The organism is Altericroceibacterium spongiae (genome assembly GCF_003610805.1).
In the GTDB taxonomy this organism is placed as follows: Bacteria; Pseudomonadota; Alphaproteobacteria; order Sphingomonadales; family Sphingomonadaceae; genus Altericroceibacterium; species Altericroceibacterium spongiae.
The window spans coordinates 1-13216 of the sequence record NZ_RAPF01000001.1; the positions used below are offsets into that span (position 1 = coordinate 1).

The following is a 13216-nucleotide window of genomic DNA, read 5'->3' on the forward strand; positions in this document are numbered from 1 at the left end:
GCCTGTTCAACAAACTGAAGAACTGGCGCAGGGTCGCCACCCGCTACGACAAAACCAAGGAATCCTATCTCGGCTTCGTCGCTCTCGCTTCAATCAAGCTCTGGATACCCTTTGTCCACGAAGCCTAGTTTCCCGCAGCGTTGGCACTTTGTTTTATAGTTTGAGCCATCGTTCCACACGCGACTTCGATTTATCTTATGGCCGAATAAACGGCATGAAATAAGTTCTAACATGATATCCCCAAATATCGATTGCTTGAACGAGAACTTAGAATAAAAATTCTACACAGAAGTATAATTGAGAAGTGTGAAATTAAATTTCACAAAATCCCCTTAAGAGCGCCCCTTCGCTCCTCTTATCACCGTTTAAGGTCTCAGTTTATATCATGTGTTAATGGTCGTTAATTATAAAATTTCTGCAATGATGCAGTTTTGCCTAAGGCTATGATGTAAAAAGAAAAATTAACTTCAACATGAACCAGGATTTTTTGTAAAAATGAAAGCTACGCTGTTTTGAAGGCCTTTTGTACTCATCCGCTCGTTTAATATGCCATTTTGACAAAGCGGACGGCTCTCATCCCTGATCAGTTTTGTCTTTTTGATAGATTCCATAATCCCAACACCTTTTCTGGCGGAGAAGGGCGTGTTGGGCATATATTTCACGTATCCTTACTGGTATTTTTCATGACCTGCCCATTCTATGTCTCGCCAGACGGAAGGCGAAATGCGGTGGAATGCTTTTAACAAAAGCAAATTAACTTGCTTTAATGCAATTAATTCGCAATAGTAACTTCTCCGCGTCAAGGTTGACAGGCGTGGAGAGTGAGCCGGGTTGAGGAATTTGCTGGAAACCAAGCCCGGCATAGAACGTTTGGTAGGTAGAGACGCCGGGGCGCTCTCATCCTCGTGACTTTTGGAGGAACTGACATGGCCATCCAGCCAGAAACGGATAGTGTGGTCATCCCCAAGTCGGATCGTGATGATACTGTAGAATTGCTCGAGTGGTACTGGCAGCGTGGTTTAGCCACTCTTTCTCTCGGTCGGGCAAAAAAGGCGGAATTTGCTAGCTAAAGAATTTCGGATCGAATGTGTTGCTATATTCGCGCGCATTCACTGCATTGATCAGGCAACCGCTATTATAACATTATGATGCGCTTGGCCGTGATCTGAGCGGTGACAAATTGACAACATGCCTTATCGCTTGCAATTAATGTGTCTCTAAACCGGCCCTAGTCGGATATCGCAAACCCCGTTTCTGAACGAATTTTACAAAGCAAGCCATTCGTTCGCTGTGCTTGGCTATAAGCAAACTCGCGTGGTGAGATGAAGCATGATTAGCAGAAATTTCTTGCCGCCATTGGCGACCCTGCGTGCGTTTGAAGCAGTGGGGCGCGTTGGGGGCATTCGGCGGGCAGCTAAAGAACTTGAGACTGACCACGGAGCTGTCAGCCGGCATGTTCGCTCACTGGAAAACTGGCTTGGTGCCAAATTGCTGATGCGTGACCGGGAAGGTTATCAACTGACCGATATCGGTGCTGCCTATCATCAGGAAATTCATAAAGCTATTCAGTTGATTGGAAATGCAACCGCCGAAATTATGCAGCCACAGCAAAGACTGACGCTGAGTATCTGGTGCATTCCCGGTTTCGGCACACTCTGGCTGTCGGACCGTCTGGGGGATTTTATCGAGAAAAATCCCGATATCGATCTCGACTTTCGTCCGGCTGATACCAGCCCGGATTTTCGGTCAGTTTTGGTGGATGGAGATATTCGCTATCTTCGCTCCTGGGAAGAGGCTGATGTTCCTCGCCATGTCCAGATGCTCGAATTCGCCCGACCGCCGGTCTATCCTGTCGCTAGTCCGGATTATGTCGCCAATATGGAAAGGGTGAGTGGGCCGCGTGACCTGCTCGACCATACTCTGCTGCATGAAGATACCGATGTGGAATGGCGGCATTGGTTGCAGGCACAAGATGTTGACGTGGGTGAGACACTTCCCGGGCCGCGCCTCTGGCATGCCCATATGACGTTGAATGCAGCACGTCAGTCGCGGGGGGTCGCGTTGGCAAATCCGTTGCTGCTGGGGGACGATCTGGATCAGGGAAGGCTGGTGCGGATCGAAAGCAGTGGGAAGCCCTTTGCGAACGTGGCATTCGGTGGCTATTGTTTACTGGGACGTGAAGATCGCTGGAATTCAGCGGCTTTGTTGCGCTTTCGCAGATGGCTCCGTGATGAAGCGATCGGTTGATTGAAAGTGAGCTTCGGGCCTTCGCGCGTGCATTGCGAAGCGACCATTATCCAAATTGTTGCCTATAGGTCACCACTCTGCTCGCAATATTCACCTAGAAGAGCGATGTTAACCTCATAAGCTTTGCTGTGTTTGTATATGGACACAGAAGCAAAGAAAACAGGGGGTTGGCACTAATGAGACGAGCACCGAAATGGCTGCTATTGGCGACCGCAGCCTATGCCGGGCTGAGCGGAGTTGCGCAGGCTGAGGAAAGCGTATCCGCAGAGCAGTACGAGGCGGACGACAGTGAAAATTATGCCGGAGACGATATTATCGTTACGGCCACACGCCAGAGCACGACGATTTCCCGTGTTCCGATCAGCATCAGCGCTTTCGATCAGAGCGCGATGGATACCAAGGGGGTGAAATCAATTGCCGATGCAGTCCGTTTTACGCCGGGCGTCAGCTATAATAATCGCGACAATACGATCACCATTCGCGGTATTTCATCGGGCGCAGGGTCGGGCACGACCGGAATTTATATCGATGATACGCCAATCCAGATGCGTGCACTGGGGTTCGATGCGCATGATACACTGCCCGCTATTTTCGATCTGGAACGCGTAGAGGTTCTGCGTGGGCCGCAGGGTACGCTGTTCGGGGCAGGGTCGGAAGGCGGAACTGTCCGCTATATCACGCCAAAACCGGGACTTCAGGACTATAGCGCCTATGGGCGGGCTGAAATTTCCACCACCGAACATGGCGCGCTCAATTATGAAGCGGGTGCGGCAATTGGCGGCCCGATTGTTTACGACAAGCTGGGTTTTCGAATCAGCGCCTATCATCGCCGCGATGGTGGATGGATCGACAAATCCGATGCTGACGGAGTGATCTATGACAAGGATGCCAATCACGGGGATGTGACCGTGTTGCATGGCGCGCTGTCTTTTAAGCCAACGTCCGAACTGACCGTTACACCGGCCATTCATTTCCAGAAGCGTTCCAAGAACACATTCGATGAATATGTCGAAGGCCTTTCAGACCCCAATGACGGCGTGTTCCTGAACAGCAGCCCGGAATATCGGGGTAGCCGTGACAAATTCTATATGCCCTCGCTCAATGTCGAATATGACAATGGCGACTTCGCTGTCGTATCAAATACGAGCTATTATCACAGGAATAACACGACCGGTTATGACGGTACGATGTATAATCTGTCCTATTATTCCCTGCTTTACGGGATAGTTTTCGGAGAAGATGCACCTTATTATCCGTTTGTGACAGAAACGGGTGTCAACCCTGATCTGCCCTATTATTACAGCCCCGCTGTGGTCACGAACACGCAGCGCAATTTCACGCAGGAACTGCGTTTGCAGTCTAGCGATCCCGATGCACGTTTAAGCTGGGTGGTCGGGCTGTTCTACCAGCGCAGCAAACAAAAGAGCATCGAGGAACTGGTCGAAACAACTGACGACCTTTTCCCCACGACCTTTGGCATCACGCTCGAGCAGTTCTTTGAATATGAGCTTTACGGGGATGACAGTTATATCAACCAGACCAAGGCTACCGATACGCAGATCGCCGGTTTTGCCAATCTGACTTATGCGCTAACCGACAAGCTGAAAGTGACGCTTGGCGGCCGATATGCCAAAACGAAATATTCCTTCGATAACTTTGCCGATGGTTCGCAGAACGGGTTGAGAACGACTGCCAGCGGAAAGAGCACAGACAAGCCATTCACACCGAAGGCGGGGCTTTCCTATCAGGCAGATGACAATAACTTGTTCTATGCGACCTGGTCCAAGGGGTTCCGTGCCGGGGCGGCCAACGCGCCTGTGCCTCCAATCTGCGGCAATCTGGATACGCCTGACAGTTATGGTTCTGACAAGGTGGAGAGCTGGGAGGTCGGTTCGAAAAACAAACTGTTCGACCGTCGCCTTCAAATTGCAGCCAGCGCCTACGTCATCGACTGGAAGGACATTCAGCAATCGGTTTATATTCAGAGTTGCGGGATTCAGTATACCGACAATCTCGGGAGTGCGCGCAGTAAGGGCTTCGATCTGCAGCTTTCTCTTAAGCCGGTTTCGGGGCTCAGTCTGGAAGCAGCATTGGGATATAATTCCTCCGAATATACCGCGACGGTTCTTTCGGCCGAAGGAGCTCAACTTGTCGAGGATGGGGATAAGCTGGGAACCTCACCATGGACGGGAAGCGTTGGCGCGCAGTATGATTTTAGCTTGGGTGCCAGCAATGCTTTTGCCCGGATTGATTATCAGTTCACGGCACGTAGCTCGGGACCGACTTCAGCACAGAATCCCGATAATGACGGAACCTACGATCCGATCTTTGTGCAGACACCGGCGACAAACTTTGTCAGTCTCCGGGCAGGGACGGATCTGATGGACGGGGCCAATCTGTCGGTCTTCGTGGATAATTTGTTCGATTCATCGCCGCGGCTCAATCGCCTGCATTATCTGCCCGGCACCGATTATATCACCAACAGAACCTTCCGCCCGCGGACGATTGGTCTGACGCTCACTTACCGGCGTTAAGACGCGACCGGACGTCTTTTCCCTCAGAGGCGTTTTGAGCCCCGGTCGATATTCGACCGGGGCTTTTTTCAATAGAAGAGGAAGGCGCGTGAGATAATGAGGAACATCGTTCCTACTTATGTCGCTTATGTCGCACGCGCGCTCTTCAGTCGGCCTGCCTATCTCAATACAAGGAAATAAAGAGAGGCGGTCAGGATCGACATCCTGACCGCCTCTCTGTGCGACCCTGATAGCGTCAGTGGTCTGTTATTTGCCCGTCAGCAGATAATGAACGACAGCTTTGCGTTGTTCTTCATTTGGAATGCTAACGACCATTCGCGTGCCCGGTACCATCTTATTCGGTGAAGTCAGGAACTTGTTCAGTGTTTTCTGATTCCATTTAATGCCGGATGCGGCCAGTTTTTTAGAATAGCGGAATCCCTCGGAAGTGCCTGCGGTGCGACCCGAAAGGCCAGAGAGATTGGGGCCGGCGCCGCTGCGTGCACCTGGCTTGTTGGTGTGGCACATCTGGCAACGCTGCTTGAACAGCGTTTCGCCATTGGATGAGTTTGCCAAAGCGGGCGTCGCGCTTACCGTTGCTATTCCCAATACTGCCATTGACGCCATAATTTTCATTCGTATCTCCAGATATCACTTATAAATTTTGTCCCGTAACCTGCCGGGATATGCGTGAATCATACTCGCTAACGAAGTCGTCTTGGGGAAGTTGCCAATTCCAAGATGATCGGTGCCTTAACGGCACCGGAGTGGCAAAGTTCACGCTAGTTGCTGTACATTTCTTGTATGAATCACCGCGCAATATTGTCTTTCTGGGCATAGAATGCCTGCAGGTTATCGGGCGCACCGCATGCGAGGATGAGATCGGCCACGAGTTTTTCGCGCATGGCGAGCAGTGGTGCCCCGGCGCGAAGCGGGCGCGCCCGCAACCGTGCTACCTCCTCGGCCTGAAAGGGGCGGGCATCATCCGGTACGCTATCTCCTCCCAGATTGAAAATGACGAAATTCATCAGATCAGCGAGTTCCTGAGAATCCCGGATTGGTGCATGAGCCACGTTGGGCAGCCGGATCAGGTAATCGCGCGCTTCGTCATTGCACATGAAATAACCTACTCTTGAACGTAATTCCGGAACCGGAGCGGGCGCAGAACTGCCACTGATACCATGGCAACCTGCACAAAATTCGACATAGTCGGATTGAGCAGTCGTCATTCGCGGTGTTGCAGCTGTTGTCCCTGCAGCTGCAAATATTGCTCCGCAGACCAGTGCCAGGCCGGTGAACAGACAGATATTTTGCCTGAGCATATCAAGGTGTCACTCTGCGGCACCGACCAGCACGGCGGTGGAGCAGTGATATTCCATGCTGGAAACACCGAAGCACCAGATGATGTCATTATTACCCTGCGGTCGGTAAACCTGCGTGGCGCGATCCGTATTGTCGCAAAAGCACTGGCCACAATCGGCTGTGCCGCAACAATCGCGATAGGCGATCAAATAGGCTTTGCCGTCATCGGGATTGATACATGTACCGATCCAGGAAGTAGGAGAGGCCTCTGTTCCCGGCGGGCAGGTGTGCAGGCCACCACCGCAACAGGTGCAAAGCGAACCGTCAATTGCGCAATAACGCCAGTAATCACATTGAGTATCGTCAGTGGTTTGCGCATGGCGGGCAAAACTGGTCTTGGCCTGTACCGACCGGTCTTTGGCGGCATTTGCGCGATCGACTGGCAATAAGGGGAAAACCGGAGCCGCGACCAGTGCTGCACCGATGCGGGACAGCAGGCTGCGCCGTGATGATCCTCGTGCCAGTTTTCTGACGAATTTTTCGGTCTGGCTGTCTGAATTCATGCCGCTCATCCCTGTTAAAATTCCTTTTGCGCCTGTTTCAGCCTTTGGCTACCGACAGATAATCCTGCACCGAACGCATGCCGGTATCGCGTGCGACGATAAGGCTTTCCAGATGTTCGCGGCTGTTTACCAGACCACGTCCCGCAATGACGCCGGCTTCATCGATCAGCACTGCATGAGGCAATTTATCGACGGCATAGGCCCGGCCTAGTTCGGCGCTGTTCACAAAAGGCAGGTCTGTCAGGCTATGGCGTTCAATCAGACTACGCTGCTCCTCTTCCGGGGCGTCGCCAGCCATGATAAGGTTCAGCCTTTCTTTATGTGCGACGTCGCGTACGGTCGGGATCAGGACTTTGCAGACCGGGCATTGTGCCGAAACGAAAAGAACAAGCGTGCTGCGTCCGCTGGTGGCGGGCCCGCCAATCTCCACATTCTGACCATCGAGAGCCGTCAGTTTCAGCCTAGGGGCAGCAGAGCCCAGTGCAGGGCCATGTGTCGGCGTCAATGCGCCGACGGGAGCAACCCGCTCATAAAGAACGCCGATCTGCCGGGCGAGGGCGAGACCACCGAGGATTGTAAGGCCAAGAACGATCCACAGGAGAACCTGAGAAATAATAAGGGCAGTGGTCATAACTGGCTCCATGCAGCAGGTTTGCGATCACCCGGCATACGCAGTGCGGCGATTTCACCGAACAATTGAAGAAGAAGGTACAGCAATAGTCCGGCAATCGCACAATTGACGAATGCAAAGCCGGTAATCGGTTCAAGCGGCAGCAAGGGCAGCATCAGCAACAAGCACAGGATCAGATTATGCAGTACCATGCTGTTGGAAATGCCGCGCCGCCCGGAAAGGCTGCAACCGCAGGAAATGAAATCGCGCTTGCGGGCAATATTCACACGCATTGCGAAGGTAAATATCAGCAGCAGGGCCATCGCGCCGGGTACAGCGATCATCGGCCAGGCCAGCAATCCTGCCGCCAGCACCAATTCTGCCAGAACCAGTGCAAAAGAAGCTGGTGAAACTGCCCAATTGCGGAAGCAACCGGTAATTGCCCAGGACGGCTTGAAAATGAGCCATGTCGCGCAGCTTGCCAAGGCCTGCGACAAGAAACATGGCGGCAACCAGTATGCGTATCGTTACGCCTATGGCCGCAATAGCTATGGCTAATATGTCCATCATGGCATGACCACGAAAGTGCTGGGGCCTTGCGTATGGAACATGCTCTTTTCACTCAGCGAAGCAGCATCCCAGATATGGACGCTGCCGTCACCTCCGCCAAGCAGAAGTAGAGGAGCGTCATCACCGGTGATGGCAACGCTTGTAATCGGTTGCTTCAGAGCCACGCGGCGCAAAACTTTATGCGTGGCAGCATCGACTTCCCACAATTCTTCACCGGCTTCTTTGAAAGACCAGAATTCCCCTTTATGCATCAAAACATAAAGTCGGCCGGTTTCAGGATGATAGGCGATGGGTTGCAGGCCGCCGGGCAACCAGCTGACAATGAGCGGTTCGGTCGTGGCGCGGGGCATATGTGCGCCTTCCTGCAGGGACCATGGCTCGGCAGTTTGTACCGTTCCCCCGGCTATCACTTCATAAACAAGCCCCGAATAGCTCAGAAAATATCCCTTGCCGGTTGCGGGATCGAGAACACTGTTGTCATAGATCGGATCATCATCGACAGGAAAGAAAGGCTCTGTTTGTTCGACATTGGCCGTATCCCCGGAATGGGTGGTAATGGCGAACGATCCATCCCCGCAGATTGAGAGGATTTTTTCATTTCCCGCCGCAAATGCCATCGCGCAGCCGGGAATTTCTACGGAAGCGGCCACTTCGCGCTTTTCAAGATCGACGATGATAATGCTGGATGCGGGAGACATATCATACACATATGCATAGCGCCCGTCGGCCGACAGGCTCAGCGTGTTGTTGCGTAACCCTACCAGCAATCGACCGGGCAGGGTAATTTCATAATCCAGTTTCAGTGTTCTGCCGTCATAGACGGTAATCATGTCCTGTCGGGTGCCGCGATTGCCTTTTGTCCAGATCGTTTCGGCAACGTAGATATGCTTCCTGTCCGGCGCAAAGGCGATATTGGACATGGGCGCTACATGCACGCTGCCTAACAGCTTGCCCGTGTCTCCGTTGATCAGCTGTGCCGGGTTGCGAAAACTGAAGAAAGAGAGGAACCAGTGTGAGCTGGCATCCGGCAGAACGGCCACATCGCTTTCTTCGACTTCTGGAACGGCCGGGGCTGTATCGTCGCTTTGCGCAAAGGCCGTGCTGGCCGATAAAGCAGCCAGCACTATGGTAAACTGGCGGAATTTCTTCAACGGCACTGTGTCCCCCTTTGTCTTTATGGCCGGATAAACAAGGCCAGTGAACAGGCCGTGTGCGGTCGATTCCAGTCTATATTACATGATTTAATTATCAGGCAGAGATGATCTGTTGCCAACTGGTGGTGACTGCTGGGCACCGGTGCATATTGAGACGATACAGAATACCTTTTGTCGGATACTTATTGTTCCAGAGTTGAGACATAGGCGCGAATGGCTTCGGCTTCTCCGGGCGAAAGCTGTTCCTTGAAGCTGACCATGCCTTTTGGGGTCAACGCACCGTCGATCACAACACTGCGCCATGCTTCGGCGTCGAAAAGGAACGGGGATCGGCGCAGATTGGGCAGCACATCACCTCCATGGCATATAAAGCAATAGCGATAATAGGAGCCTGCGCCGCTCTGAATCTGCTCCTTCGAGAATGTGTCCGTAACTGGCTCTATATCGAGTCTCGGCACCGGATCGAAAGCGGGCAATTTCGCCGTACCGCCAAGTTTGAACACCAGAATCCGGCCATTGATAGGATAATGATCGTTTTGGCCTTCACGGTTAAAGAGCGGGCCGGAGCCGCCCTTGCCAGCGAGCACGGCGATATATTGCTCGCCATTGATAGCATAACTTATCGGTCCGCCCTGAATTCCCGATTGCCCGTCGAAGCTCCATAATTGCTGCCCGGTTTGGCTGGCAAAGGCGCGAAAGATACCGTTGGAATCTCCCTGAAAGACAAGCCCGCCCGCGGTTGCCAATGTACCGCCATTCCAGAAACCTGTTTGCGGGACACGCCAGACCTGCTTTTGCGCTACGGGATCCCAGGCCAGCAGGGCTCCTGTAAAAGTTGCACCTTTGCCATCTGTTCGCGGAGCAAGTTCGGCGGCCATATTCCATTGGCCGGGTTCATAATCGTAATTTTCGGGCTGCGCGTAATAGAGGCCGGTGGACATGCTCGGGAAAAAGACGAGTTGTAAATCCGGATCGAAAGACATGGGCATCCAGTTATGTCCGCCTTCTGAAGACGGTGAAATATAGGCCGGCCCGTCTTTGTAACGGGCATTATCTGCGAAAACGGGTTTTCCGGTTGCCGTATCGATATGTTTTGCCCAGGTCTGCGGCACATAATTATTGGCTGAGATCAGCTTTCCCGTCACCCGGTCGATAACATAAAAGAAGCCGTTTTTCGGTGCCTGCATCAGCACCTTTTGCCGTTTGCCGTCGATTGGCAGCGTGGCGAGCATCATTGGCTGGGTGGATGTATAATCATAACTGTCGCCCGGAACAGCCTGATAATGCCATATATATTCCCCGGTATCGGGATCGAGAGCGACAATGGAGCACAGGAACAGATTGTCTCCTTTGCCTTCGGAGCGGATCTGATAATTCCAGGGAGTGCCGTTGCCGACACCTATATAGAGCTGGTCCAGCTCTTCGTCATAGACGATGGAATCCCACACGGTGCCGCCGCCGCCATATTTCCACCACTCACCATGCCAGCTCTTCCCGGCGATTTTTTCCATCGCCGCATCGGATGCTTCACCATCGGGGCCTTTGGCCGGATCGCCGGGTACGGTGTAGAAACGCCAGACTTTCTCGCCGGTTTCGGTGTTATAAGCTGTGACATAACCGCGCACGCCATATTCTGCGCCGCCATTACCGATAACTATCTTGTCTTTGAAGACACGCGGTGCGCCGGTGATAGTGTAGGGCTGTTCGGGATCCGCCGTCACGACGGACCAGACCTGTTTGCCTGTTGCCGCATCGATAGCGATCAGGCGCCCGTCGATCGTTCCAATATAGATTTTACCCTTCCATGCTGCGACACCGCGATTGACCACGTCGCAGCACGCATCGAAAGCTTTTTGCGGATCGACTTGCGGATCAAAGATCCACAAAACTTTGCCGCTGGCCGCATCGACTGCGTAGACCTTGGACCAGGCGGTGGAGACATACATAGTTCCATCGATCACCAGCGGTGTTGCTTCCTGTCCACGCCATGTGTCGAGATCGACATACCATGCCAGAGAAAGTGAGCCGACTGTGTTGCGGTTGATGTCTTTCAACGGGCTAAAGCGCTGTTCGTCAAACGTTCTTCCATGACCCATCCAGTTGGCAGAATCGCTGTTCGCGGCTGCCATGCGTGCCTGATCGACAGCTGCTGAGCTTTGCCGTTCCGCAAAGGACAGGCCAGGCTGGATCAGCAACAACAGAGCGACTGCTGCCATGAAAGCTCTGGTTCTGACACCCTGATAACCGATCATTTGATATCTTTCTTCGAGACGGGGCATGCCTATGCGGCTGCTGGCAATTCAGCGCTGATAGACCACCTTGCCGCCAATGATGGTCATGTCGACTTTCGTATCGAGAATCTGCGCTTCGGGAACTGTCAGCAGATTGTGATCGAGCACGATCATGTCAGCCAGCTTACCAGGTGTCAGGCTGCCTTTCTTGTTCTCGTCCCAGGAGAGATAGGCGGCATCTTGCGTGTAGGCCCGCAGCGCTTCGATCCGGGAAACGGCTTCATCTTTCCCGTAAACAGTGCCGCTCGCGGCCTGGCGTGTCACAGCCACATAGAAACCGTATAGAGGGCCAATCGGCAGATTATCCGAGCCGAATGCCATATGTACGCCCCAGCGCAGTGGTGTGCCTACCGGGTTGATATGTTGCAGCCGTTCGCCATCCAGCGTCTGATTATAGCGGCCTTCCAGATTATATAGGAAGTTGGGTTGTGCCGCCCCCCATATATCGTGGCTGGCCATCAGAGAAAGCGTTTCCGGTGGCGGTAGCATAGTAAGATGCGCGGTGAACCAGCGGGCATCATGCTGCGGCTCTTCATCCAGAGCCTGAGCATAAATGGCCACCAGCCGCTCGATTGCGGCATCGCCAATGGCGTGAATACCCATCTGCCAGCCAAGATTGCGCGCCGTGCGCACCATGGAGAGCAGATCCTCCGGCGACGTCAGAGCGCGGCCGCGGAATCCCGGCATATCCTTATAGTCTTCCAGCGTCCAGGCGGTGGGACCGGTAAAGCCGCCATCGGCCGCCGGCATTTCGCCAATCGGGCCAAGCTTAAGCCGGTCGTCCCCATAGCCTGTATGGTAGGGAAAGGCTTTGAGCCGCTCCGCACCGGGATAGGCTATATAGAGAGTAGAGCGGGGCAGGCTTTCGCCCTGTTCGGCATAGATTTCGCGGAACTGCTTGAAAGTTGGCGCAGTGGCCGGGCCTGTTCCATCCGGAGCGCCGCCTTTATCGGCGGGCTCGTCATCGATGGTGGTCAGAGCCTCCATCAGGCTCGTAATGCCCAGCGGCAGCAGAGCTTTCAGGCGTGAAACGAAGCTCGGTTTCATTTCTCCGGGCGCGGGTGGCGGTACGAGCCGGGCATAGAGGTCGATCCGTTCGCGAATAATACCGTTGGGTTCGCCATTATCGAAATGATCGATCACGCCGCGATCCGGATCTGGTGTGGAGCTATCGATATCCGCCAGCTTCATGGCGAGACTGTTGCCCACCGCACTATGCGAACCGGCCCGTGTCAGCATTACTGGATTGTCCGGTGCAGCTTTATCCAGATCTGTGCTGACGAGATTACGCTTTTCTGCCAGCTTTGCTTCGTCCCAGCCATATCCGGTAATCCATTCTCCCTTTCCCAGCTCCTCGGCTTTGTCGCGCAGCAATTGCTGGACCTCGGCAATCGAACCCACTTGAGTGAGATCGACCGCGCGGCGCGGAGTGCCGATAATATGGACATGAGTATCGATAAAACCGGGCATAAGCATGCGACCATCCAGATCGATTTCTCTTGATGCCTCGAACTGACTGGCAATGTCATCATCCCCTATAGCGAGGATTTTTCCGTTGCGGATGGCGATCGCGGTAGCCTTGGGATGGTCAGGGTCCATCGTAATGACCCGTGCGTCATAGAGTACCAGATCTGCCGGTTCGGCCGCTTGCGCAACAGAAGTCTGAGCCAGTAGCAGAAGGGAAGCCGGGATCAGGGAACGGCGGATCAGCATAGGAAACTCCCGAGAATCGTGTGTCTTATCAGCCTCTTGTCAGCGAAACATGCTTTCGAGCCCTTTTGCCATGACAAGATAAGCCCGATAATCATACGTGTTTCTGCCCGAGACACAGTCGCGAGCCGATCCTAAGGGCTTAAGAGTGAAAGACTAGGTGACTTTAGAAAGTCTGTGGTGCTTTTTGAGCAACACTCTCTTTCTGGAGCAGGCTATAATAGCCTATTTGAATGTCATTCCCCGAATGCAGCGG

General features: G+C 53.4%; 13 protein-coding genes and 2 pseudogenes. 4 read left to right on the top strand and 11 right to left on the bottom strand.

What is annotated here, in order from left to right; translation table 11 throughout:
- Nucleotides 1-128: pseudogene (locus tag D6851_RS00005) on the top strand (IS5 family transposase); the annotation flags it as partial.
- Here the strand turns inward: D6851_RS00005 and D6851_RS18300 are convergent.
- Nucleotides 90-233: a DUF1660 family phage protein gene (locus D6851_RS18300; RefSeq protein ID WP_420797066.1), complete on the bottom strand. Its 144-nt coding sequence runs from the start codon at nucleotides 231-233 to the stop codon at nucleotides 90-92. The pseudogene D6851_RS00005 and the gene D6851_RS18300 sit on opposite strands and share 39 nt — an antisense overlap.
- Before the next feature lie 234 nt (nucleotides 234-467).
- Entirely contained in the window at nucleotides 468-653 is a 186-nt protein-coding gene (locus D6851_RS17495) for a hypothetical protein (RefSeq protein ID WP_147395385.1), read from the bottom strand.
- 273 nt (nucleotides 654-926) lie between these two features.
- On the opposite strand from D6851_RS17495, the gene D6851_RS17615 reads away from it, so the two are divergent.
- The 3 genes from D6851_RS17615 to D6851_RS00015 all read left to right on the top strand — a co-directional run bounded on the left by D6851_RS17615 (nucleotide 927) and on the right by D6851_RS00015 (nucleotide 4781).
- Nucleotides 927-1070 (top strand): hypothetical protein, encoded by a 144-nt coding sequence (locus D6851_RS17615; RefSeq protein ID WP_183029916.1) that lies wholly within the window; start codon nucleotides 927-929, stop codon nucleotides 1068-1070.
- A gap of 259 nt (nucleotides 1071-1329) precedes the next feature.
- Nucleotides 1330-2247, top strand: a complete 918-nt coding sequence (locus D6851_RS00010) for a LysR substrate-binding domain-containing protein (RefSeq protein WP_120322854.1) — start codon at nucleotides 1330-1332, stop codon at nucleotides 2245-2247.
- A 176-nt stretch (nucleotides 2248-2423) separates the two neighbouring features.
- The gene (locus tag D6851_RS00015; RefSeq protein ID WP_120322855.1) at nucleotides 2424-4781 is read left to right on the top strand and encodes a TonB-dependent receptor; all 2358 of its coding nucleotides are present in this window, start codon (nucleotides 2424-2426) and stop codon (nucleotides 4779-4781) included.
- A 246-nt stretch (nucleotides 4782-5027) separates the two neighbouring features.
- Here D6851_RS00015 and D6851_RS00020 read toward each other — a convergent pair whose 3' ends face one another.
- The 9 genes and pseudogenes from D6851_RS00020 to D6851_RS00055 form a co-directional block, all read right to left on the bottom strand.
- On the bottom strand, nucleotides 5028-5396 hold the full coding sequence (locus D6851_RS00020) for a c-type cytochrome (protein WP_238473860.1): 369 nt from the start codon (nucleotides 5394-5396) through the stop codon (nucleotides 5028-5030).
- A 173-nt stretch (nucleotides 5397-5569) separates the two neighbouring features.
- On the bottom strand, nucleotides 5570-5989 hold the full coding sequence (locus D6851_RS00025; protein ID WP_147395386.1) for a cytochrome C: 420 nt from the start codon (nucleotides 5987-5989) through the stop codon (nucleotides 5570-5572).
- Nucleotides 5990-6091: 102 nt separating this feature from the next.
- Nucleotides 6092-6634, bottom strand: coding sequence for a methylamine dehydrogenase light chain (locus D6851_RS00030; RefSeq protein WP_120322858.1), 543 nt, complete (start codon nucleotides 6632-6634; stop codon nucleotides 6092-6094).
- A 28-nt stretch (nucleotides 6635-6662) separates the two neighbouring features.
- Complete coding sequence (locus tag D6851_RS00035) at nucleotides 6663-7256, bottom strand: redoxin family protein (RefSeq protein ID WP_120322859.1); 594 nt, start codon at nucleotides 7254-7256, stop codon at nucleotides 6663-6665.
- Complete coding sequence (locus D6851_RS00040; protein WP_120322860.1) at nucleotides 7253-7747, bottom strand: MauE/DoxX family redox-associated membrane protein; 495 nt, start codon at nucleotides 7745-7747, stop codon at nucleotides 7253-7255. The genes D6851_RS00035 and D6851_RS00040 overlap by 4 nt, the downstream gene beginning before the upstream one ends.
- A pseudogene (locus D6851_RS18305) lies at nucleotides 7698-7805 on the bottom strand (hypothetical protein); the annotation flags it as partial. The gene D6851_RS00040 and the pseudogene D6851_RS18305, both read right to left, overlap by 50 nt.
- The gene (locus D6851_RS00045; protein ID WP_183029918.1) at nucleotides 7802-8962 is read right to left on the bottom strand and encodes an amine dehydrogenase large subunit; all 1161 of its coding nucleotides are present in this window, start codon (nucleotides 8960-8962) and stop codon (nucleotides 7802-7804) included. The gene D6851_RS00045 and the pseudogene D6851_RS18305, both read right to left, overlap by 4 nt.
- A 179-nt stretch (nucleotides 8963-9141) precedes the next feature.
- Complete coding sequence (locus D6851_RS00050) at nucleotides 9142-11211, bottom strand: PQQ-dependent dehydrogenase, methanol/ethanol family (RefSeq protein WP_120323441.1); 2070 nt, start codon at nucleotides 11209-11211, stop codon at nucleotides 9142-9144.
- 48 nt (nucleotides 11212-11259) lie between these two features.
- Nucleotides 11260-12963, bottom strand: coding sequence for an amidohydrolase (locus tag D6851_RS00055; RefSeq protein WP_238473862.1), 1704 nt, complete (start codon nucleotides 12961-12963; stop codon nucleotides 11260-11262).
- Nucleotides 12964-13216 lie beyond the last annotated feature (253 nt).